General features: G+C 46.4%; 20 protein-coding genes and 1 pseudogene. 20 read left to right on the plus strand and 1 reads right to left on the minus strand.

The window, feature by feature from the left end:
* From MSA64_RS05495 to MSA64_RS05585, 19 genes and pseudogenes are all read left to right on the plus strand, one after another.
* Positions 1 to 522: pseudogene (locus MSA64_RS05495) on the plus strand (hypothetical protein); the annotation flags it as partial.
* A 29-nt stretch (positions 523 to 551) separates the two neighbouring features.
* Positions 552 to 1187 carry a response regulator transcription factor gene (locus MSA64_RS05500; protein WP_287890908.1) on the plus strand — a complete coding sequence of 212 codons (636 nt, stop codon included), beginning with the start codon at positions 552 to 554 and terminating at the stop codon, positions 1185 to 1187.
* 276 nt (positions 1188 to 1463) lie between these two features.
* Positions 1464 to 2981 carry an SPFH domain-containing protein gene (locus MSA64_RS05505; protein WP_287890909.1) on the plus strand — a complete coding sequence of 506 codons (1518 nt, stop codon included), beginning with the start codon at positions 1464 to 1466 and terminating at the stop codon, positions 2979 to 2981.
* A 19-nt stretch (positions 2982 to 3000) separates the two neighbouring features.
* Positions 3001 to 4137 (plus strand): DUF4428 domain-containing protein, encoded by a 1137-nt coding sequence (locus tag MSA64_RS05510; RefSeq protein ID WP_287890910.1) that lies wholly within the window; start codon positions 3001 to 3003, stop codon positions 4135 to 4137.
* 119 nt (positions 4138 to 4256) lie between these two features.
* Positions 4257 to 5369: a hypothetical protein gene (locus MSA64_RS05515; protein WP_287890911.1), complete on the plus strand. Its 1113-nt coding sequence runs from the start codon at positions 4257 to 4259 to the stop codon at positions 5367 to 5369.
* 16 nt (positions 5370 to 5385) lie between these two features.
* Positions 5386 to 6693 (plus strand): TPM domain-containing protein, encoded by a 1308-nt coding sequence (locus MSA64_RS05520; protein WP_287890912.1) that lies wholly within the window; start codon positions 5386 to 5388, stop codon positions 6691 to 6693.
* A 318-nt stretch (positions 6694 to 7011) separates the two neighbouring features.
* Positions 7012 to 7860, plus strand: coding sequence for a PIN domain-containing protein (locus MSA64_RS05525; RefSeq protein WP_215636362.1), 849 nt, complete (start codon positions 7012 to 7014; stop codon positions 7858 to 7860).
* Positions 7861 to 7881: 21 nt separating this feature from the next.
* Entirely contained in the window at positions 7882 to 9300 is a 1419-nt protein-coding gene (locus tag MSA64_RS05530; RefSeq protein ID WP_287890914.1) for an alanine/glycine:cation symporter family protein, read from the plus strand.
* Between the two features lie 189 nt (positions 9301 to 9489).
* Entirely contained in the window at positions 9490 to 11742 is a 2253-nt protein-coding gene (gene pflB / locus MSA64_RS05535) for a formate C-acetyltransferase (RefSeq protein ID WP_154432163.1), read from the plus strand.
* Positions 11743 to 11871: 129 nt separating this feature from the next.
* Positions 11872 to 12627: a pyruvate formate-lyase-activating protein gene (gene pflA, locus MSA64_RS05540; RefSeq protein ID WP_154432164.1), complete on the plus strand. Its 756-nt coding sequence runs from the start codon at positions 11872 to 11874 to the stop codon at positions 12625 to 12627.
* 164 nt (positions 12628 to 12791) lie between these two features.
* Positions 12792 to 13577: an FAD binding domain-containing protein gene (locus tag MSA64_RS05545; RefSeq protein WP_287890915.1), complete on the plus strand. Its 786-nt coding sequence runs from the start codon at positions 12792 to 12794 to the stop codon at positions 13575 to 13577.
* Between the two features lie 4 nt (positions 13578 to 13581).
* Complete coding sequence (locus MSA64_RS05550; protein ID WP_022172293.1) at positions 13582 to 14058, plus strand: (2Fe-2S)-binding protein; 477 nt, start codon at positions 13582 to 13584, stop codon at positions 14056 to 14058.
* Entirely contained in the window at positions 14049 to 16328 is a 2280-nt protein-coding gene (locus MSA64_RS05555; RefSeq protein ID WP_022172292.1) for a xanthine dehydrogenase family protein molybdopterin-binding subunit, read from the plus strand. Before MSA64_RS05550 ends, MSA64_RS05555 begins: the two co-directional genes overlap by 10 nt.
* 8 nt (positions 16329 to 16336) lie before the next feature.
* Positions 16337 to 16921: a nucleotidyltransferase family protein gene (locus MSA64_RS05560; RefSeq protein WP_287890916.1), complete on the plus strand. Its 585-nt coding sequence runs from the start codon at positions 16337 to 16339 to the stop codon at positions 16919 to 16921.
* Positions 16922 to 16967: 46 nt separating this feature from the next.
* On the plus strand, positions 16968 to 17759 hold the full coding sequence (locus MSA64_RS05565) for a prolipoprotein diacylglyceryl transferase (RefSeq protein ID WP_129258264.1): 792 nt from the start codon (positions 16968 to 16970) through the stop codon (positions 17757 to 17759).
* Between the two features lie 272 nt (positions 17760 to 18031).
* Positions 18032 to 18787, plus strand: coding sequence for a class I SAM-dependent DNA methyltransferase (locus MSA64_RS05570; RefSeq protein WP_022172289.1), 756 nt, complete (start codon positions 18032 to 18034; stop codon positions 18785 to 18787).
* 104 nt (positions 18788 to 18891) lie between these two features.
* Positions 18892 to 19773, plus strand: coding sequence for an Hsp33 family molecular chaperone HslO (gene hslO / locus MSA64_RS05575; protein ID WP_173884253.1), 882 nt, complete (start codon positions 18892 to 18894; stop codon positions 19771 to 19773).
* 15 nt (positions 19774 to 19788) lie between these two features.
* Entirely contained in the window at positions 19789 to 21702 is a 1914-nt protein-coding gene (locus tag MSA64_RS05580; protein ID WP_287890917.1) for an NAD(+) synthase, read from the plus strand.
* 73 nt (positions 21703 to 21775) lie between these two features.
* Positions 21776 to 22675, plus strand: coding sequence for an acyltransferase domain-containing protein (locus tag MSA64_RS05585; protein WP_277664062.1), 900 nt, complete (start codon positions 21776 to 21778; stop codon positions 22673 to 22675).
* A 14-nt stretch (positions 22676 to 22689) separates the two neighbouring features.
* Here the strand turns inward: MSA64_RS05585 and MSA64_RS05590 are convergent, their stop codons facing one another.
* Complete coding sequence (locus MSA64_RS05590; RefSeq protein WP_277664061.1) at positions 22690 to 23151, minus strand: hypothetical protein; 462 nt, start codon at positions 23149 to 23151, stop codon at positions 22690 to 22692.
* Between the two features lie 128 nt (positions 23152 to 23279).
* On the opposite strand from MSA64_RS05590, the gene MSA64_RS05595 reads away from it, so the two are divergent.
* The gene (locus MSA64_RS05595) at positions 23280 to 24173 is read left to right on the plus strand and encodes a radical SAM protein (protein ID WP_330639064.1); all 894 of its coding nucleotides are present in this window, start codon (positions 23280 to 23282) and stop codon (positions 24171 to 24173) included.
* Positions 24174 to 24208: the final 35 nt, after the last annotated feature.

Genomic DNA, 24208 nt, shown 5'->3' on the forward strand with positions numbered 1-24208 from the left:
CTGGCAGTCCGACAACTTCTGGAAGAGGAAGCAGAACCGGAGAAAATGAAAGGGCAGTTAAAGACCATAAGGCAGACGGCACAGATTTTGCTGGGAAATATGGAGGAAGTACAGGACGAGAATAAAGAGTCCATCACAGAAAAGGCAGAAAAGCTTGGAATCACTGTATTTGTCACCGGAAGCATGCCGGAGGAAGAATATCAGAAGTTATTGATCGACCAGGCGATTATGGAATGTATGACAAACTGTGCAAGGCACGCCGGTGGAACCAGGGTGTTTGTAAAGATCACAAACAATAAAGTGCTTTGTAAGGTACAGATCACCAACAATGGAAAGAAACCCGCAGAAGGATCCCAGGAGGGCGGAGGACTGACATCTCTTAGAAAAACAGTGGAGCGGGAAGGAGGAAATATGCAGGTGATCTTTTCGCCTGAGTTTGAACTGATTCTGTTACTGTCTCATGAAAAAGACAGAGAGATCAAAAGTTCAGAGGAAGTACCTGTGAAGATACTGAACAGTTAATAGAAGAATAAAAAGGGAAGTGATGAAAAATGAAAATACGAGTGTTACTTGTGGAAGACCAGAAGATCATGCAGAAATATTTCGCCAGCATGGTACAGGGGGATGAAAGATTCCTGTTGGTGGACGTTCTGAACGACGGAGAAAAGGCTGTTTCTTACTGTAATCATACAGTGGTGGATCTTGTCCTGATGGACGTGCAGACCTTCCAGAACCATGACGGATTGCTGGCTGCAGAAACTATCAAAAAACAACATCCGGCAGTGAAGGTCATCGTGATCACATCTCTGGTGGATCCGGAGATCCTTGCACGGGCAAAAGAGAGGGGCGCAGACAGTCTGTGGTATAAGGATCACGGACAGGAAGAAATTATGGAGGTGATCGACCGGACTCTGGAGGGGAAACATGTCTTTCCGGACAAGGCACCAGCCGTGGAACTGAAGTGGATGAAAAGCGATGAGATCAGCCCCCGGCAGCTGGAGATGCTGAGACTGTATATCAAAGGCTATTCCTATTCGGAGATTGGAAAACAGATGAACTGTTCGGCAGCAGGGGTTCGATGGAATTTTCAGGATATGATAGCGAAAGCCGGCTACTCCTGTAAGGAAGAATTACTGGCTGCAGTACTGGAAAGCAAGCTGGTCGTAAGTACATTAAAAGACTGGTAGACATTATAAAAAATCAATAAGTACTTCGTTTGCTATCACAAGTGTTAGTGACTGACAATAAGATATCTGTAATAATAATAATACAAAAAAAGAAAAAGATGTAATTGTCAGTAGCCACTGTTGCGCAAGGTGTTTTGGTATGACTATGCCAAGATCCTGAGATATACAAGACAAAATGCCGTCACTGAAAGGGATTTTACATGCATTTTGGCTCGTGACTGTGAAGGTACTGAACAGTTACGAAAAACTATGTATAAAAAGAAGGGAGAAAATCGTATGGGACTTATAAAAGCAGCTATGGGCGCAGCAGGCGGCGTAATGGCAGATCAGTGGAAGGAGTTTTTCTACTGCGACTCCATGGATAAAGATGTAATGGTAAAAAAGGGACAGAAACGTGTTTCAGGAAGATCCTCCAACACAAAAGGCAGCGATAACATTATTACAAACGGAAGTGGAATCGCTGTTGCAGACGGTCAGTGTATGATCATCGTAGAACAGGGTAAGATTGTTGAAGTTTGTGCAGAACCGGGACAGTTTACCTTTGATTCTTCCACAGAGCCATCTATTTTTACCGGCAGTCTTGGATCAAGTATCGAAGCAACTTTCGCAACCATCGGAAAACGATTCACCTATGGTGGAGATACCGGAAAAGATCAGAGAGTATATTATTTCAATACAAAAGAGCTGATCGATAACAAGTTTGGAACACCGAATCCGATTCCATTCCGTGTAGTAGATTCCAAGATCGGACTGGATGTGGACGTGGCAGTACGTTGCTCCGGTGTATATTCTTACCGTATCGCAGATCCGCTTCTGTTCTACAGCAACGTATGTGGAAACGTAGAAGACGAATATCGAAGAGAAGAACTGGAAAGTCAGCTGAAAACAGAATTTATCAGTGCACTTCAGCCGGCATTTGGAAAATTATCGGATCTGGAATTACGTCCGAATCAGATCGTCACTCATAATACAGAACTGGAAAATGCCATGAATGAATCTCTGTCCGCCAAGTGGGGACAGCTTCGTGGTCTGCAGGTAGTAAGTATCGCTCTGGGTTCCGTAACTTTACCGGAAGAAGATGCGGAGATGATCAAACAGGCACAGCGTACCGCGATCATGAGAGATCCTACCATGGCAGCAGCTACTATGGTTGGAGCACAGGCAGACGCCATGAAAGCAGCAGCATCCAATGAAGCAGGTGCAATGACAGGCTTTATGGGAATGGGAATGGCTATGAACGCAGGAGGCGGCGGTATGAATCCGCAGAATCTGTTCGCTATGGGTCAGCAGCAGGAAGAAGCCAGACGTCAGGAAGAAGCACAGAAAAAAGCCCAGGAAGAAGAGATCCGCAGACAGGTAGAGGCAAAACTCCGCGCAGAAGCAGCACAGCAGCAGGCAGCAGCTGCAGCGGCACCGGCTGCAGGTACCTGGACCTGCAGTTGTGGAAATATAGTAAGCGGAAAGTTCTGTCCGGAATGCGGATCCAAGAAACCGGAACCAAAACCTGCAGAAGGATGGAAATGCGCATGTGGCAATATTGCTACCGGAAAATTCTGTCCGGAATGTGGCGCACCGAAGCCGGCAGAAGAAAAACCAGCAGAACCGGAAGGATGGACCTGTTCTTGCGGAACTGTCAATCAGGGCAAGTTCTGTATGAACTGCGGAGCAAAGAAACCGGCGGATGCACCGTTATATCGCTGTGATAAATGTGGATGGACACCGGAAGATCCGAAAAATCCGCCGCGTTTCTGTCCGGAATGCGGAGATCCTTTTAACGAATCTGATATTCAGTAATCCGGAAGGGGGAAGAGGTATGGGTTTATTTGATAAAAAAGTATGTGATATCTGTGGTGAGAAAATTGGGCTGTTAGGAAACAGAAAACTGGATGACGGCAATCTGTGTAAGGATTGTGCAAAAAAACTGTCTCCCTGGTTTGAGGAGCGTCGTCACAGCACAGTAGAAGATATTAAGAAACAGTTGGCATACAGAGAACAGAACAAAGAAGCAGTTCGTAATTTCCGTGTGACCAGGGACCTGAAAGCAGACAATAATTACCATGTATTTATTGATGATAATCATCAGAAATTTGCGATTGGAACCAAGATGGATGTAGAGACCAATCCGGATATTCTGGATATTTCTCAGGTTACAAGCTGTCGTATGGATGTGGAACAGGATCGCACAGAAGAACAGTATCGGGATCAGAACGGCGAGATGAGAGATTATGTGCCTCCAAGATACAAATATTCTTACAAATACAAAATGATGATCGGCATCAACAGCCCTTGGTTTGATGATATGGATTTCCAGTTACATAATTTTGCCATCGATGCAAATGATCGCGGAAAGATCATGGCAGTAGAGCAGATCGGTAATCAGATCATCGCAGCACTCTCCGGCGGCAATATGGCAGGCAATATGAACAATGGAATGTATGGTCAGCAACCGGGGATGATGGGAAATACCCCAATGCATGGCAATCAGCAGCCGGGAATGATGAACCAGGGAGCATACGGTCAGCAGCCGGGAATGATGAATCAGGGAGCATATGGCCAGCAGGGCAATATGAATGCCGGTATGTATGGCCAGCAGGCAGGCATGATGAACCAGGGAGCATACGGCCAGCAGCCGGGAATGATGAATCAGGGCGCGTATGGTCAGCAGCCGGGAATGATGAACCAGGGAGCGTACGGCCAGCAGCCGGGCATGATGAATCAGGGCATGTATGGCCAGCAGCCGGGCATGATGAACCAGGGAATGTACGGCCAGCAGCCAGGAATGATGAATCAGGGCAGCTATGATCCGCGAGCAGGTGTTCCGAATCAGGATTACAGCCAGCCTGTACAGGGAAATCCTGCTGCAGCCGGTGGTGCCTGGGTATGCAGCTGTGGCGCATCCAACACAGGAAGATTCTGTGAATTCTGTGGACAGCCAAAACCAAATCAGTAATCTAAGCCTGTGTGTCCGTCCGCATTATATGCGGTCGACATTATACAAAAATATCTGAGCTACTGTCCCCGGAAAACTTTTTCGGGGACAGAGCGTAAAAAGGAGGGAGAGGGTGAGCTATGGCAGATATGATGGAGTACAAATGCCCTTCTTGTGGCGGAGCCATGGAGTTTGACAGTACGACTCAGAAAATGAAATGTCCCTACTGTGATACGGAAATGGAAGTAGCCCAGTATCAGCAGATGCAGGAGAAAGCCGAAGGAAATGCCGGTGGCAATCAGGGGGGCGATACCGGAGGAAACAATGAAAACTGGTCTGATATGGGCAACAATCAATGGATGGAAGGCGAGACAGACGGAATCCGGGTCTATGTCTGTCAGTCCTGTGGAGGAGAAATCGTTGCAGATGCCAATACCGGTGCAACAAGCTGTCCGTTCTGTGGAAACAGAGTTGTCATGAAAGGACAGTTTGCCGGAGATCTGAAGCCGGATTATATCATTCCGTTTAAGAAAGATAAAAAGGCGGCAAAGGCTGCTTATTTCAACCATCTGAAAGGGAAAAAATACCTTCCAAAGGTATTTAAAAAAGAAAATCATGTGGATGAGATGAAAGGTGTCTATGTTCCTTTCTGGATCTTTGATGTAGATGCAGAAGGAAGTGTCGCATATAACGGTGAGCGTATCACCAAGTGGAGAAATGGAGACACAGAGTACACAAAAACCGAAATGTATTCCATGCAGCGTGGAGGAAATCTGAGTTTCGCCCGCGTTCCGGCAGACGGATCCAGGAAAATGGATGATACTTTGATGGAATCCATAGAGCCTTTTGAATTCCGTGAGGCGGTTCCTTTCCAGGCGGCTTACCTTGCGGGATATATGGCAGATCGATACGATATGGACATGGAAGAACGTATGGAACGTGCCAGGGAGCGAGTGAAAAAAGCTACAGAAGATGCATTTCGAAAGACCCTGCCTCATATGGACCGTGTGACGGTAGCCAGCAGTAATGTAAATGTATGCAATGCCAGATACTGGTATGTACTGTATCCGGTATGGATCCTGAACACCACCTGGAATGGTGAAAAATTTACCTTCGCTATGAACGGACAGAGCGGAAAACTGGTAGGCAACCTGCCGATGGACAAAAAGCAGTTCTGGATCAGCGTATCGGTTCGCGGCGGTATCATCGGACTTGTGATCTATTTGTTACTTTGGATCATTGCACTGATGTAAGAAGGAGGGTGAGAATATGAAGCACAAATTAAAAATTACGATACTCTCCATTTTATTCGGATTGCTCTTCGGCATACCTGTATATGCGGACAGTAATACCTATATCATTGATCAGAGCGATGTGCTGGGGGAATATATTTCGACGCTGAACGAAAAAGCAGAAACAGTATCGGAAGAAGCGGGACTTCGCATTACCTGTATGATCACGAACACCACGGAGGGCATGGGAACTCCGGCAGTATCTGAGCAGGTGTACAAGGGACTGTTTGCCGATGATCCGGGCTTTATGCTGATCTACAGTATCGATGATCAGGAATGGTTTATCTACAGCTCAGGAATGGAGTCAGCTCCACTGACGGAGGAACAGGAAAATGAACTCTGGAACGAATTTGCCATTCAGGATTATTATGTGGATTGTGTAGATGCTTATCTGGATGCGGCAGCTGCTATCTGCAGCGTGGATTCTCAGGGAGTGGCAGAACCGGCTGCTACAGACAGCCAGGGCGATGACCAGACGGCAGGTGCCGATACTTCGGAAACTACAGAAGCTTCCGGTTCGAACACTCAGGAAGCCGGCAGCGCGATTCCGCAAGAAAGACAGCTTCCGCTGCTTGTGGATGATGCAGGTCTGCTGACTGAGGAAGAAGCAGATGCTCTGCTGGATAAACTGGAGGAAATCAGTGAAAGACAGGAATGTGAAGTGGCAGTAGTCACCGTGGATTCCCTGGAAGGAAAGACTTCACAGGATTATGCAGACGATTTCTATGATTATAACGGCTACGGATACGGAAAAGACGATGACGGTATCCTGTTGCTGATCAGTATGGAAGACAGAGACTATGCTATCACTACCTATGGTTTTGGTATCACAGCATTTACCGATGCAGGTCTGCAATATGTGGTAAATGATTTCAAACCTGCCTTAAGTGGCGGAAGGTATGGAGATGCCTTCAACAACTTTGCAGACTGCTGTGATAAGTTCCTTACCCAGGCCCATACGGGAGAACCATATGATGGGGATAATATGCCAAAAGGGACAGTCCATCCCGTATATATCCCCATCTCCCTTGCAATTGGTTTCCTGATTTCTTTACTGATAGGAAGATCGAAGAGTGCAAAACTGAAAAGTGTACGAAAAAAAGAATCAGCAGCGGATTACCAGGTGGCAGGAAGTATGCGCCTGTATCAGAATTCGGATGTGCTGGTTGCATCCAATGTGACATCCAGAGTGGTATCCAGCTCCAGCGGAAGTTCATCCGGCGGAAGCTCCACACACACAAGCTCTTCCGGAAGAAGCCACGGAGGAACATCCGGAAAGTTCTGATGGATGGAAACAATCGACAGCCAATATGAAAAAGGAAAAAGACGAATCATACATTTTCAGTAGATTCGTCTTTTTTGTGCGTGCAGATTGCGGGAATGATTTTTCAGACACGCTCTAAAGTACGTACATCTGGATAAACATTTGGTGTGTATGATAAGACAGGCATTTACCAATGGATCATTGGGAAAACTGTAAGAGAAAAAAGTAGCAGAGAAATGCACAGAGCGTTTGACAGTAATGTCGGGAAAGGGTAAAATAAAATGATGTGCGGTTAAAAGAATAGTATTTCACAAACATGGAAGAAATGGAGAAAAAATTATGGCATATTATCTCGTAGATTATGAAAATGTAAAAGCTGACGGAATGTACGGGGTGGATCAGCTTGGCAAGAAGGATTGTGTGTGTATTTTCTACAGTGAAAACGCATCCACACTTACCTTCGGTCTTCACGAAAAACTGAATCAGACAAAAGGAAAGATCGTATTACAAAAAGTTGAAGTCGGTGTGAAAAATGCACTGGATTTTCAATTGTCCACATATCTGGGATATCTGATCAGTGAAAATGAAGGTAAAAACGAGACATATTATATTGTGTCTGAGGATAAAGGTCTTGCGATCCTGACAGGTTACTGGGCAGAACGTGGAGAAAATGTGAAGACTGCGTCAGATATTGCAGCAGCAAAGGAAGATCTGGAAGAAGAAAAACCTTCAAAAACAGAAAAAAAAGAAAAGAAAGAAAAACCAGGAAACCCGGAAAAAATGGAAAAAGCGGAAAAGGAATCCGGTGAAGAGAGAGAAAAACCTGATCAGCAGAAGAAATTCCATGGAAAAAAACAGCAGAAGAAGGGAAATGCACATCCGGGGCAGACAACAAGACTGCAGGTACACACAAGAAAACAGGAAACAAAATCACAGAATCCGGCGCAGCAGAAACCGGATGTGGAAAACACAGAGATTCCGGTGGCAGAAAAGGTGCTGACAGAAGAGAAACAGGAACAGCAGGTAAAAGAAGTTGCAGTCCGTCAGGAGAATAACGGTGCAGAAATCAGAAAACCGGAACATCGCAAATACAGAAAATACCACAATTACCGGAAGTATCCGCAGAAAAACAGAAAAACACAGGAATCTTCCAAGGTAATCCGTCCAATCCTCTCAGCAGGAGAATAAAAAAAGAAAAGGATAAGTCATATGATAGCGATAATTGAAAAAGTATATCAGTTTTTATGGGGTGACTGGATCGTGCTTCCGCTTCCGGGAGGAAGTTCTTTTCGGCTTTCCCTGCTCGTAATGATACTGATTCCGGCAGGAATCTGGTTTACGATCCGGACGAGATTTCTTCCCATCCGTCTGTTTCCGGATATGCTGCATACATTGTTTGAAAAAAAGGAAAAGGCGGAAGGGGAGAGCCATAACAGTACATTGTCGGCATTACAGACACTGATCGTCTCTACCGCTACACGTGTCGGTATGGGAAACCTAGTCGGTGTGGTTGCGGCAATTTCCGCCGGAGGAGCGGGTGCGGTTTTCTGGATGTGGGTGACGGCACTCATCGGCTCGTCCACGGCCTTTGTGGAAGCAACTCTTGCACAGATCTATAAAGAAAAAGACCCGGTATATGGTGGCTACCGTGGTGGACCGGCCTATTATATGCACAGATTCATACAGGAAAAGCGGGGAGGAAAAAAGAAACGTTATGTGGGAATATCCGTTCTCTTTGCAATCTCCGGACTGATCTGCTGGTGTGGAATCAGTCAGGTTATCAGCAATTCCGTAACTTCTGCATTCCATAATGCCTTTCACATTCCGCCAATCTATACCACAGTGGTTCTGGTAGCACTTGCGGCAGTGATCATTTTTCGAAAAACTGCAACGGTAAAAGTGCTGGATGTGCTGGTACCGATTATGGCAGGATGTTATTTTCTGATTACTGTGATTTTGATCTGTATGAATTTTTCTGCCCTTCCGGGGGTGTTTTCCAGAATCTTTGAGGAAGCGTTTGGTATTCGTCAGGCAGTGGCAGGAGGACTTGGCACGGTGGTGATGAATGGTGTGAAACGTGGTCTGTTTTCCAATGAAGCCGGTTCCGGCTCAGCCCCCTGTGCGGCAGCGGCAGCAGAAAGCGATCAACCGGTAAAACTTGGGCTGACCCAGGCACTGGGAGTTTTTATTGATACGATCGTGATCTGCAGCTGTACGGCGATGATCATGCTTCTGACGCCGGAAAGCCTGACCGAAGGGGCGGTAGGAATGGAACTTTTACAGGCAGCAATGGGCTACCATCTGGGACAGTTTGGTGTGATTTTCATTGCAGCGACACTCTGGCTGTTCAGTTTCTCCACTTTTCTCGGTATTTTATATTATGCAAGATCAAATATATCATATCTGTTTGGAGATGGAATGCTGCCGCAGAATCTCTATAAAGTACTTGCATTGGTGATGATGTTTATCGGCGGACTGGCAGCATACACGGTGGTGTGGGATCTTGGAGACGTCGGCGTGGGTCTGATGACCGTGTTTAATATTATTATGCTTTATCCGATGTCCGGAATCGCCATGAAGGCACTGAAATCTTATGAAACAGAGAAGAAAAACAGAAAAAAAGGATAAAAAACACAAGATATGGAAATTGTTCCTGAATAAATACAATATCTGCCAAAAATTGTACAAAATTGCATACATGCCTATATTTCATGGATTTGGGATTATTTTCTATTTGTTTTTTGAAAAAAGTGATGTTATACTACACTTGACAAAAAGATAACAATTCAAATACACACAAACACAGGAGGATATGCAATGGCTAAGTTTGAACAGTGGGAAGGCTTCCAGGGTAAAAACTGGGTTAATTCCGTAGATGTACGTGACTTCATTCAGTGCAACTACACACCATATGACGGAGATGAAACTTTCCTGGAGGGACCTACAGAGGCAACAGATAAACTGTGGGGAAAACTGCAGGAGCTGCAGAAAGAAGAACGTGCAAAAGGCGGCGTTCTGGATATGGAAACAGAAGTAGTTTCCGGTATCACAGCATATGGCCCGGGATATATCGATGAAAGCATGAAAGATCTGGAAGCAGTCGTTGGTCTGCAGACAGACAAACCGCTGAAGAGAGCATTCATGCCTTACGGTGGAATCAAGATGGCTGAGAAAGCCTGCACAACACACGGATATACACCGAGTGAGAAACTGCATGAAATCTTCACAAAATATCATAAAACACATAACCAGGGTGTATTCGATATCTATACTGACGAGATGAAAGTTGCCCGTCACAATAAAATCATTACCGGTCTGCCGGATACTTACGGTCGTGGACGTATCGTAGGCGATTACCGTCGTGTAGCTCTGTACGGTATCGATTTCCTGCTGGAGAAAAAACACTACGATATGAAACGTTACGAAAGACATGGAATGAAAGGAACTGATTTCCGTCTTCGTGAAGAACTTGCAGATCAGATGAAAGCTCTGAACGAAATGAAAGAAATGGCTGCATCTTACGGATTCGATATTTCCGTACCGGCGAAAAACGCAAAAGAAGCAGCACAGTGGCTGTACTTCGGATATCTGGCAGCAATCAAGACTCAGAACGGAGCAGCAATGAGTGTTGGTCGTGTATCCACATTCCTGGATATCTATATCGAGAGAGACCTGAAAGCAGGCGTTCTGACAGAGAAAGAGGCACAGGAACTGATCGACCATATGGTTATGAAGTTCAGAATGGTAAAATTCGCAAGAATTACTTCCTATACAGAACTGTTCTCCGGTGACCCGGTATGGGCTACTCTGGAAGTTGGTGGTATGGGACAGGACGGACGTTCCATGGTAACAAAGAACGATTACCGTTTCCTGCATACTCTGGAAAACATGGGACCGTCTCCGGAACCGAACCTGACTGTTCTTTATTCTTCCAGACTGCCGGAATCTTTCAAAGATTACGCAGCAAGAATTTCTGTAACAACAAGTTCCATCCAGTACGAAAACGACGATGTTATGCGTCCGGTATGGGGCGATGACTACAGCATCTGCTGCTGTGTATCCGCTACTCAGACCGGTAAAGAGATCCAGTTCTTCGGTGCACGTGCGAACCTGGCAAAATGCTTACTGTACGCAATCAACGGTGGTATCGATGAGAAGACAAAAGTTCAGGTAGGACCTGCTTACAGACCGATCACAGCTGAATATCTGGATTATGACGAAGTAATGGAACATTACGATGTTATGATGGACTGGCTGGCAAAACTGTATGTAGATACTCTGAACATGATCCACTACATGCATGACAAATATTACTACGAAGCAGCAGAGATGGCCCTGATCGATACAGATGTAAGACGTACATTTGCTACCGGTATCGCTGGTTTCTCTCACGTAGTAGACTCTCTGAGTGCTATCAAATATGCAAAAGTTAAAGCAATCCGTGATGAAGACGGTGTGGTAGTAGATTTCGAGACAGAAGGCGAATTCCCAAGATACGGTAACGACGATGACCGTGCAGATGATATCGCAATCTGGCTGCTGAAAACATTCATGCACAAACTGAACAAATGCCACACATACAGAGATTCTGAGCCGACAACATCTATCCTGACTATCACATCCAACGTAGTATACGGTAAAGCTACCGGTACTCTGCCGGATGGTAGAAAACTGGGCGAGCCTCTGGCACCAGGAGCTAACCCATCTTACGGCGCAGAGAAGAGCGGCCTGCTGGCTTCCCTGAACTCTGTAGCAAAACTGCCATACGAACTGGCACTGGATGGTATCTCCAATACACAGACCATCAGCCCGAGCGCACTGGGTCATGACGATGACGAAAGAGTCAACAACCTGGTACACATCCTGGATGGTTACTTCGATCAGGGTGCACATCACCTGAACGTAAACGTATTCGGTACAGAAAAACTGATCGACGCTATGGAACATCCGGAGAAACCGGAATACGCAAACTTCACAATCCGTGTATCCGGATATGCTGTTAAGTTCATCGACCTGACTCGTGAACAGCAGCTGGATGTTATCGCAAGAACCTGCCACAAAACAATGTAATTTGTCTGACAGATTCAGGTGAATAAACAGTAATATAAAATAAAATCGTTTGGCGGTGCAGTGAAAAACTGTATCGCCAAATGTTTTCTATGGTAAAATATAAAAGAAAAAGAAAAAATGGAGGAGCTTATGTCAGAAGAAAAGAAAGAACTGACAGGATATATTCATTCACTGGAAAGTTTCGGTTCCGTAGACGGACCGGGAGTACGATATGTGATCTTTGTGTCCGGATGTGCGATGCGCTGCCAGTTTTGCCATAACCCGGATACCTGGGATATGAAAGTTGGAACGCCTTACACCGCAGATGAACTGCTGAAAAAAGCAGTCCGCTACAAAGGATACTGGGGAAAAGAAGGCGGAATCACCGTCTCCGGCGGCGAACCGATGCTGCAGATCGATTTTTTGACAGAACTTTTCCGGAAAGCCAAAGCCCAAGGCATCCACACCACACTGGATACCAGCGGCAATCCATTTACCAGAGAGGGCGAGCGCTTTGAGAAGATCAAAAAACTTCTGGAAGTGACCGATCTTGTGATGCTGGATATCAAACACATCGATGATGAACAGCATAAGATCCTCACCGGTCAGACCAACCGGAACATTCTGGATATGGCAAGATACCTTGATGAAATCGGAAAACCAATGTGGATCCGACATGTACTGGTACCGGAACGAAGCGACAAAGACGAATATCTGATTCGTCTGGATGCATTTATCCAGTCTCTTCACAATGTACAGAAAGTAGAAGTACTGCCGTATCACACACTGGGCGCGTACAAATGGAAAGAACTCGGTTATGAGTATCCGCTCGAAGGCATCGATCCGCCAACCCAGGAGAGAATCAAAAATGCAAATCAGCTGCTGCATACAGGAGCGCGGGTTTAAAGTGTTTACAGGGCACATTATAATAGGAAATGTCATGAAAAAAGCAAAGCATTTTTCATGACATTTTTTTCTTTACCCTTTCTGCATTTTCATGTATACTGTTTATGATAGGTGAATTATGTCCAATATTGTAAACATCAAGAATAAAGAGGTGATTGAAATACATGATTAAAATAAAAGAATACGTGATGGCAGAAAGCCTGGAGCAGGCGTATGAATTGAATCAGAAGAAGCGAAACTGTATCATTGGAGGCATGCTGTGGCTGAAGATGGGAAGCCGGATGGTTCCGACAGCCATCGATCTGTCCAATCTGGGATTGAATACCATCGAGGAAAATGAGGAAGAATTTTCCATTGGTTGTTTGACAACTCTGCGGCAGCTGGAGCAGCACGAGGGACTGAATAGCTACACAAACGGTGCAGTCAGTGAGAGTGTAAGAAGTATAGTCGGTGTACAGTTCCGGAATCTGGCAACCGTTGGCGGAAGTATTTTCGGAAGATTTGGCTTCTCGGATGTACTGACCTGTTTTCTGGCACTGGATACCTGGGTGGAACTGTACAAAGGCGGCTGCATCCCACTTGCCGAATTTGCCAGGCAGAAACCGGACCGGGATATTCTGGTGCGCCTGATTGTGAAAAAACATGAGGATAAAAGTGTCTATCTGTCTCACAGAAATTCAAAAACAGATTTTCCGGTACTGACCTGTGGTATTTCGTTACGTGATGGACATGTCTATACGTCAGTCGGTGCCCGTCCGTCGAGAGCAGTCTGTCTGTGTGTGTCAGAGGCTGACTGGAAGAAAAAGGGCAGTGAAGCACTGGCCGGAGAACTGGCTGCGCAGTTTCCGACAGAAGGTAATATGCGTGCGGGAAAAGAATTCCGAAGCCATCTGGCAGAAGTTCTGATTGGCAGAGGGCTCAAACAGATAGAAAAGATGCAGGAGGTATAACGGTATGAAGATCCAGATGACGTTAAATGGTAAAAAAATCACAGAAGAGATTCAGCCGGGGATGCTCCTGCTGGATTTTGTGCGTGCCCATGGGTGTAAAAGTGTGAAAAGAGGATGTGAGACGGCAAACTGCGGGTTGTGTACAGTATTTGTAGATGACAAACCGGTACTTTCCTGTTCCACTCTGGTGGCGAGAGTATCCGGCCATAAAGTAGATACTCTGGAAGGACTGCAGGAGGAAGCGGCGGAGTTCGGTGCATTTATTGCCAATCAGGGAGCAGAACAGTGCGGTTTCTGTAATCCTGGCATGATCATGAACGCACTGGCACTGTTTCGTGAGAATCCGGATCCATCCGAGGAAGAAATAAAAGAATATCTGGCAGGAAATCTATGCCGTTGTTCCGGATACGAAGGACAGCTCCGGGGAATCCAGCAGTTTCTTGCTTATAAAAAAGAGAAAGAAGGTGCAGTATGCAGGTAGTAGGACAACCGGTGATGAAAAAAGATGCAATGGCGCTGGTAACAGGAAAACCGGTCTTTACACAGGATGTGGCTCCGGCTGACTGTCTGGTGGTAAAAGTACTTCGAAGCCCGCATGCCAACGCAAATATTCTGTCAATAAAAACAGATGCAGCAAAGAAGGTTCCGGGAATCGAAGCTGTGTATACCTGGGAAGATGTACCAACCCAGCGTTTTACCATGGCCGGACAGACCTATCCGGAGCCAAGTCCCTATGACCGTCAGATCCTGGATCAGCATGTACGCTATGTGGGGGATCCGGTGGCCATCGTAGCGGGAGAGAATGAGGAGTGCGTAGACAAAGCACTGAAAATCATTAAAGTACAGTACGAAGTTCTACCGGCCATTCTGGATTTTCACAAAGCCAAAGATAATGAGATTCTGGTTCACCCGGAAGAAAACTGGAAAGCATTATGTCCGGTGGGAGCAGATAATAAGCGCAATCTGGTGGCAACAGGAACCAGCGGTTACGGGGATGTGGAAGCCGTTTTCAAAGACTGTGAAGTGATGGTGGAAGAGACCTATCATGTAAAAGCAGATCAGCAGGCGATGATGGAGACTTTCCGTACCTGCTGCTTTATGGATGCTTATGGCAGACTGAATGTGGTGAGTTCCACACAGATCGTCTTTCATGTACGAAGGATCCTGTCCAATGCTCTGGGAATACCAAAATCAAAGATCCGTGTCAGCAAACCGAGAATCGGTGGTGGATTCGGGGCAAAACAGTCGGTGGTAGCGGAAGTTTTCCCGGCTTTTGTCACCTGGAAGACCGGAAAACCGTCTATGATCATTTACAGCAGACAGGAATCCCAGACCGCATCTTCCCCACGGCATGAGATGGAAGTAACCGTACGGCTGGGAGCAATGAAAAATGGTAAGATCCGTGCTATCGATGTATATACGTTATCCAATTCCGGTGCGTATGGGGAGCATGGTCCGACAACGGTTGGTCTGTCCGGACACAAATCCATTCCACTATACGAAGGATCTCTGGAGGCTCATCGTTTTTCCTATGACGTAGTTTACAGTAATGTGATGTCTGCAGGTGCATACCGTGGATACGGAGCAACTCAGGGGCAGTTTGCGGTAGAATCCGCTGTCAATCAGCTGGCGGCAAAGATCGGCATAGATCCTCTGAAGGTTCGTGAGATGAACATGGTACGTGAAGGGGTGCAGATGCATTCTTATTACGATGAGGTAAGTAATAGCTGTGCCCTGGATCGTTGTCTGGAGCGTGCAGCAAAGATGATCGGCTGGGAAGACAAATATCCGGCAAGAGATATGGGAAACGGTAAAGTGCGAAGCGTGGGAATGGCTATGTCCATGCAGGGTTCCGGTATCTCCGGTGTGGATGTGGGGTCTGCGGATATCAAACTGAACGAAGACGGTATCTACACCCTTGCAATCGGTGCGGCAGATATGGGAACCGGCTGTGATACGATTCTGGCACAGATGGTAGCAGAATGTATGATGTGCCCGATTGAAAATGTGATCGTCAGCGGTGCGGATACCGATACCTCCCCGTATGATTCCGGATCTTATGCATCCAGTACCACGTATATTACCGGACGTGCGGTAGAAAAGGCCTGCAGAAAATTACAGGAACGGATCGTGCAGGAAGCTGCAAAGATCCTGAACTGTGAAAGTGAGGAACTGGAATTCGCCGGAGACAGTGTAAAACGTCTGGCTACCGGTGAGGAAGTTTCGCTTACCCAGATCGGTACCAGTTCCATGTGCGGAAGTATCAATGCCCTGGAAGCTGTGGAAGACAGCAGCTCACCGGTGTCCCCGCCTCCGTTTATGGCAGGTATGGTAGAGATTGAACTGGATAAAGAGACTGGTCATGTAGAGGTTCTTGATTATGTGGCAGTTGTGGACTGTGGTACGGTCATCAATCCGAATCTGGCACGGGTTCAGGTGGAAGGAGGCATTGTACAGGGAATCGGTATGGCACTGTATGAGAATATTCAGTACAGCCCGAAAGGACAGCTGAGAAATAATTCCTTAATGCAGTATAAAGTTCCGACCCGTCTGGATATGGGAAAACTGCGTGTGGAGTTTGAGAGCAGTTACGAACCGACAGGACCGTTTGGGGCCAAATCCATCGGTGAGATCGTTATTAATACGCCATCACCGGCACTGGCGCATGCAATCTATAATGCAACAGGTCTGTGGTTCCGGGAATTGCCGATCACAAGCGAAAAGATTGCGATGGGACTCCTGAAAAAATGAGAATTCGAATGATTTATATGGCGGCTGGAAACAGCCGCCGTTTTGGCAGTAATAAACTATTTTATCCGATCGATGGGAAACCGATGTACCGGCATGTCCTTGAACGGCTGGCTGCAATATGCGAACGGCACAGTGACTGGGAAATTGTGCTGGTCAGCCAGTATGAAGAACTTCTGGAACAGGGAAGAACATTTGCCCACCAGACAGTATTTTCACCGGAAAGCAGGGACGGTGCGTCCTGGACTATAAAAAACGGGCTGAAGGAAGCAGATGATACGGAAGCATTTGTATTTTTTACAGCAGATCAGCCCTGGCTTCGCGAGAAAACTATGGAAGGATTTGTCTGCGAAATGGAAAAACAGCATGCAGACCTGGGCAGTGTCTGCCATGGTGAAACGCCCGGTAATCCGGTCTGGTTTTCCAGAAAATATCTTCCTGATCTCAGGGCACTCTCCGGAGATCAGGGAGGGAGAAAGATCCTGAAAAAGCATCCGGAAGAGATTCGCTGGTATCCGGTAGCACATGCTAAAGAACTGGAAGATGTGGATTATAATTTTGATAATAATTTGATTGTACCGGACGGGGCATGCTGATATAATAAGGGGGACGCGAAAAGATAAAACATAAAAGGAGATATCCATGAAAAATGAATTGTTTTCCATTGGTCCGATCACAATCTACGGATATGGACTGATGATTGCCATTGGTGTGCTGGCGGCATACTTCAGTGCCACGTACCGGTCGAAAAAATATGCGCTGGATCCGGACAAAGTCTTCTATGTGACGGTCTGGGCGGTGATCGGTGGATTTGGAGGAGCAAAGCTTCTATATCTGATCACGCAGCTTCCGGCGATTCTTAAAGATCCTTCCCTTTTGAAAGATGCGCGGAACGGTTTTGTGGTTTATGGAGGAATCATCGGAGGAATCCTTGCCGCATGGCTCTACTGTAAGGTGGCAAAACTGAAATTTATAAAATATTTCGATCTGGTTATGCCGTCGGTGGCACTGGCACAGGGATTTGGAAGAATCGGGTGTTTTCTGGCAGGATGTTGCTATGGAAAAGAGACGAACAGTGCATTTCATATTCTTTTCCACGATTCTGCTTATGCGCCGAACAACGTGCCGTTGATTCCGACTCAGCTGATCTCCAGCGGGCTGGATTTTCTGAACTGCATCTTCCTGATGTGGTTTGCAGGAAAGAAAAAAGGTGACGGACAGGTGGCAGGGCTGTATCTGGTTTGTTACAGTGTGGGAAGATTTGTCCTGGAATTCTTCCGTGGGGATCTGGAAAGGGGAAATGTGGGAAGTCTGTCCACATCCCAGTTTATCGCTATTTTCACTGCGATTGCCGGCGTGGTACTGTTTTTCTGGTTTGGAAAGAAAAAGGCACAGGGACCGGAAAAGAATATACAGGAAGAAAAGGTTGTGTAACTATTCAGCAGCCACTATCCCACGAGGTGTCTTGGCATGAATATGCCAAAATCCCGAGACATACAAGCAAAAATGACATCACCGAAGGTGATTTTTAATGCAATTTTTTCTGTACCTGTGAAGGTACTGAACAGTTACAAGGTTACACAAGAGGAATCGGATACCTTCCGCAAATCGCTGGGATTGGATTTGTGGAAGGTATTACTTCTGAAAAACGTTTTGTAAAACAGGAAACCGGAAGAAAGAGAACGACAGGTCAGAAAGGAGACAGTATGGAAGAATCTTATGAAAGTTTTGCCGGTGTATACGATCTGTTCATGGATAACATTGATTATCCGGCATGGTGTACGTATCTGACCGGTATTTTAAAAGAATATGGAATAGAAGACGGACTGATCGCGGAGCTTGGCTGCGGTACCGGAAGTATGACAGAACTTCTGGCAGCTGAGGGGTACGATATGATCGGCATCGACAATTCCCCGGATATGCTGGAGGTCGCCCAGGAAAAACGGGTGGAATCCGGTCTGGATATTTTATATCTGATGCAGGATATGCGGGAATTTGAACTGTATGGAACGGTCAGGGCTGTTGTAAGTATCTGTGACTGTATGAATTATATTCTGGAGGAAGAAGATCTTCTGGAGGTCTTCTGTCTGGCCAACAATTATCTGGATCCGGGCGGAATCTTTGTCTTTGATATGAATACTCCGTACAAATACCGGGAGGTCATCGGCAACACGACGATTGCAGAAAACCGGGAAGAGGGAAGCTTTATCTGGGAAAACTGCTTTGATGAGGAATCACAGGTCAATGAATATGCATTGACATTATTTATTAAAGAAGAGGACGATCTTTACCGGAAGCACGAAGAATTCCATTACCAGAAAGCATATGAGCCGGAGAGAGTGAAAGAATTACTGGAGGAAGCAGGACTGAAAGTGGAAGCAATCTACGATGCATTTACCAGAGAACCGGTACGGGAAGACAGCGAGAGAATCTATTTTATTGCGAGAGAGTGTACAAAATAAAGAAATTGCAGAAAGTATGAAAACTTCCTGGAAGCAAGCATGCGTCAGATTTCTGAACTTTTGACCCTGGTGTCATAATATTATATGAAAGAAAGGAAACAGATATGAGTGATTATATTGTAAGAGCAACCGCAGCCGACGGACAGATCCGCGCCTTTGCGGCTAACACAAAAGATGTAGTGGAGACCGCAAGAAAGGATCATAATACCAGCCCTGTGGCAACCGCGGCTCTGGGACGTCTGCTGACCGGCGGTGCGATGATGGGAATCATGATGAAAGGGGACAAAGATGTCCTGACATTGCAGATCAAGTGTAGCGGACCGATCGGAGGTCTGACGGTGACTTCCGATTCCAAAGGAAGAGTAAAAGGTTATGTAAACCATCCGGAAGTCATGCTCCCGGCGAATGCACAGGGAAAACTGGATGTGGGCGGTGCGCTTGGTCTTGGTGTCTTAAGTGTAATTAAGGATCTGGGTCTGAAAGAGCCGTATGTGGGACAGACGGAATTAAAGACCGGTGAGATCGGAGATGATCTGACCTATTATTTTGCAAGCAGTGAGCAGGTGCCTTCCGCAGTAGGACTTGGCGTACTGATGGAGAAGGATAATACTGTCCGCCAGGCCGGTGGATTTATCGTGCAGCTGATGCCGAACGCAGAGGAAGAAGTGATTGAGAAACTAGAGAAAAATCTTGCACAGATCACTTCTGTTACCGAACTTCTGGATCAGGGTTATACACCGGAAATGCTGCTGGAAAAACTGCTTGGTGATATGGATCTGGAGATCAATGAGAAAGTGCCGACCAGTTTCTACTGCAACTGTGACAAAGTAAGGGTTGGAAAAGTATTGATCAGTCTGGGAGAAAAAGAACTGCAGGGCATGATCGATGACGGTGAAAACATCGAACTGAATTGTCATTTCTGTAACACCAACTATACCTTCAGCGTAGAAGAACTGAAAGAACTGCTGGAACTTGCCAGAAAATAGGCGGAAAGGAAATATATGAGACACGGATTTATCAAAACAGCAGCCGGTACACCGAAGATTCAGGTGGCAGACTGTGTATACAATGCAGGGGAGATTCTGAAGCTGATCCGGCAGATGGAAAACGAGGGTGCAAAGATCATGGCATTTCCGGAGCTTTGTATCACTGGATATACCTGTCAGGATCTGTTCTGGCAGACATTGCTTCTGGACAGTGCGAGAGAGCAGCTGATATGGCTGGCAAAGGAGACCAGTCAGGTGGACGCGCTGATCATTGTAGGCCTTCCATGGGAATATAATGGAAAATTATATAATGTGGCAGCTGTCTTAAACAGAGGAACCATTCTTGGTCTGGTACCGAAGACGAATCTGCCAAATTACGCTGAATATTATGAGGCAAGGCATTTTACACCGGCGGATCAGGACTCCCATATGGTTAAAATTGACGGGGTGGAAGTACCATTTGGAACAAAACTTCTGTTTTCCTGCCCGCAGATGACAGGAATGAAAGTGGCTGTGGAGATCTGCGAGGATCTCTGGGTACCGAATCCGCCGAGCGTGGCTCATGCACTGGCAGGTGCGAATGTGATCATCAACCTGTCAGCAGGGGATGAAATCACCGGAAAAGATACCTACCGGAGAGAACTGGTAAAAGGACAGTCGGCGCGCTTGATCTGCGGTTATATCTACGCAACGGCCGGGGAGGGAGAATCTTCTACGGATCTGGTATTTGGCGGACACAATCTGATCTGTGAAAACGGCTCCATCTTAAAAGAGGCAAAACGTTTTATCAATCAGACAATCTACGGTGATCTGGATATCCGGCGTCTTGTAACCGAGCGAAGGAAAATGACAACTTATCCGCCGGCAGATACGGCCGGTTATCAGGAAATTATATTTACACTGGAGAAAGAAGAAACCAGACTGACCAGAACTTTTCCGAGAAAACCGTTTGTACCGTCCGGAAAAGAAGAAAGGGAAAAACGATGTGACGAGATTCTGACGATTCAGGCAATGGGACTGAAGAAACGTCTGGAACATACTCACAGCCAGAGCGCTGTCATTGGTATCTCCGGCGGACTTGATTCCACACTGGCACTGCTGGTGACAGCCAGAGCCTTTGATTTTCTTGGCATGCCAAGGGAAAAAATTACGGCAGTCACAATGCCGTGTTTCGGAACTACTGACAGAACGTATCGTAATGCCTGCGATCTTACCAAAAAACTTGGTGCGACCCTGCGGGAAGTAGATATCCGTGAAGCCGTAACCATTCATTTCAGGGACATTGGACATGATATGGAAAATCACGATGTGACATACGAAAACTGTCAGGCGAGAGAACGTACGCAGGTGATCATGGATATCGCGAATCAGGCGGGCGGTATGGTGATCGGAACAGGTGACTTGTCGGAACTGGCACTTGGATGGGCAACCTATAACGGAGATCATATGTCCATGTATGCGGTTAATACGTCAATTCCGAAGACACTGGTACGCCATCTGGTGCGGTATTATGCGGATACCTGTGGAGATGATCGCCTGTCCGAGATTCTGCTGGATATTCTGGATACGCCGGTAAGCCCGGAGTTGCTTCCGCCAAAAGACGGCAAGATCGCACAGAAAACAGAAGATCTGGTGGGACCGTATGAACTGCATGATTTCTTCCTTTATTATATGCTTCGTGCAGGATATGAGCCGGATAAGATTTTCCGGATCGCAGTGCAGACTTTTGACGGTGTGTATGACCGGGAAGTGATCCTGAAATGGTTAAAGAATTTTTACCGGAGATTTTTTATGCAGCAGTTTAAGCGCTCCTGTCTGCCGGATGGACCGAAAGTCGGTACCGTAGCCGTATCGCCAAGAGGAGACCTGAGGATGTCTAGCGATTCCTGTGTGCGTATCTGGATGGATCAGGTGGAAAAACTGTCATAATAGTGAAAACGGATGGATAACTTCTGAAAATGTATTTTGCAGTCAGTAAGAAGGGAAAGGAATAAGACGGCAGATGAAGGAAACGGGAGAACAGATGAAACGTCTGATGGAAAAGATACAGATGCCGGAAGAAGGAATTGCACAGCTTCTGGAGGCAAGAAAAGAACTGGAAGAAGCAGATCACTGGGATGTGATCGTACAGACGGCAGAGCAGGTGATGGAAGCAGACGGAGAACTTTCCGTTCTTACCCAGGCACTGGCAGAGACAGAAGCCAGAGAAGAAGCACTGGGAGTGAACCGCTATCTTCTGGATGCACTGATGTTATGGTGTTGCTGGGAAGAAGTGAAAGTGCGTTATGAAAAACAGGGACTGCCTGTGGAAATTTACTATAAGAGTCTGGAAGATATGAAGTGGAAAATGCTGGAGTGTTATGAGATTCATGGCGTATACGGCAATTTTGTAGGTCACTGGTATGACGGATTCTTCAATCTGACCAGGTTCGGACTGGGCCGTCTGCAATTTGAACTGCGCCCGTTTGAGGGAAAGAAAGACTGTGGACTGGATGGTGTAAGGATTCATCCCGGGGATACTGTCATTAATATGCATATTCCATCCGCAGGTCCGATGAAACCGGAGCTTCTGGAGGATGCCTTTGCACGGGCAGAAGCATTTTTCAAAGACTACTTTCCGAAAGACTACAGGGTGTTTGGTGTGGAATCCTGGCTGATCGATCCGGATCTGGTACAGATTCTTCCGGAAGGGAATATGAAAGCGTATGCCAGGCGTTTTCATTTGATTGACACAGAAAAAAGTGATGAGATTTTCCCGGATGGTTGGAGAGTATTTGGTGCAGAATGGAAGAAGAAACCGGAAGAATTGCCCCGGAAGACCGGGCTGCAGAGAGCAATTGCAGACTATCTGCAGCAGGGAGGCAGACTGGGAAGCGGCTATGGCATATTTATCCGGAAATAATAACGGGATGGAAGCTATTGCTGCAGAACAGAAGCTTTGGCAAGGGCACTTTTGATGGCTTCTAAAAGCAACATGGAAGTATATTTGTTATCGTCTTCGTAGGTGATATCTTCCAGAGACTGTTTTTCATAAATCTGGGAGGCGAGTTCTTCGAGTGCCGGTTTCATCAGTGGATACATGGCAGCGGTGGATTCACTTAAGTTTACCAGTTCGATGGAATTGATGTGGTTGCTGTCTACGGTTACCTGCACATCGAAGGTATTGTCATTCAGTTCAATGGCGGTGCTATAGACGCCCGGAAGATATTGCCCGGTGAGGGCAGAAGTTGTCTGAACAGAGGCAGCGGTTTCTTTGTTTTTTGATGGTCCGAACATGATCAGAAGAAGAATGATCATCAGGAGACCGAGTAGGAGAAAGATAGCGGTATAGATCACTTCTTTCATATGTAGTACAACAATCCTGGTTTTGGAACTCATAGTACACACTCCTTTTCCGATGCTTTTCTATAGTGTATGAGAAATGGTGTGATTTTATGAAATATGGGCTTCCGGAAAATTGAATGGGAAACTTTCAGTAGTACAAGAAGAAACAGGGGGAAGAAACGATGGGAATGGATGCCTGTATGCTGTGTCCGAGAATGTGCGGCGTAGACCGGGAGTCCGGAGAGAAAGGTTATTGCGGAATGGACAGAAAACTGCGGGCGGCGAGAGCTGCACTTCATATGTGGGAAGAACCCTGTATCTCAGGAACACGGGGATCTGGTGCTGTATTTTTTTCCGGCTGCAGTCTGCGGTGTATTTTCTGCCAGAATTATGAAATCGCACAAGGAAACTGTGCCAGGGAGATTTCCGGGGATCGTCTCAGTGAGATTTTTCTGGAACTTCAGGAACAGGGAGCAGCGAATATCAATCTGGTAACGGCGACACATTTTGCACCGGCTGTGATCGGAGCACTGAAAAAGGCAAAAACGCAGGGAATGTATCTGCCGGTGATCTACAATTCCAGTGGTTATGAACGGGTGGAAACGGTGCAGATGCTTGAAGAAGTCGTGGACGTGTGGCTGCCCGATTTTAAATATATGGATCCGGAGCTTGCCTTTGCCTGTTCGAAAGCGAAAGATTATCCGGAAGTTGCGGTGGCAGCGATCCGGGAGATGATGTTGGCCGGAGGAAGGTGTGAATACGATGACAACGGTTATATTCAGAAAGGTGTGATCGTCCGCCATCTGATCCTGCCGGGCCATACGAAAAACTCCATAGCAGTGCTTGATGAGTTATATGAAACATATGGAAAGGACCTGACCATCAGTCTGATGAATCAGTATACCCCCCTTCCTCAGGTGCGTGATATCCCGGATCTGAACCGGAGGGTGACAAAACGGGAGTATGAAAAGGTACTAAATCATGCACTGGATCTTGGTATTACACAGGGGTTTTTTCAAGAAGGCGGGACAGCAAAAGAAAGTTTCATTCCACTTTTTGACTATGAAGGGTTATAATGCAATCAAACAGAACGGGAAGCTGCATATTCCGT

This window comes from Oliverpabstia sp. (genome assembly GCF_022785585.1).
GTDB classification, from domain to species: Bacteria; Bacillota; Clostridia; order Lachnospirales; family Lachnospiraceae; genus Oliverpabstia; species Oliverpabstia intestinalis.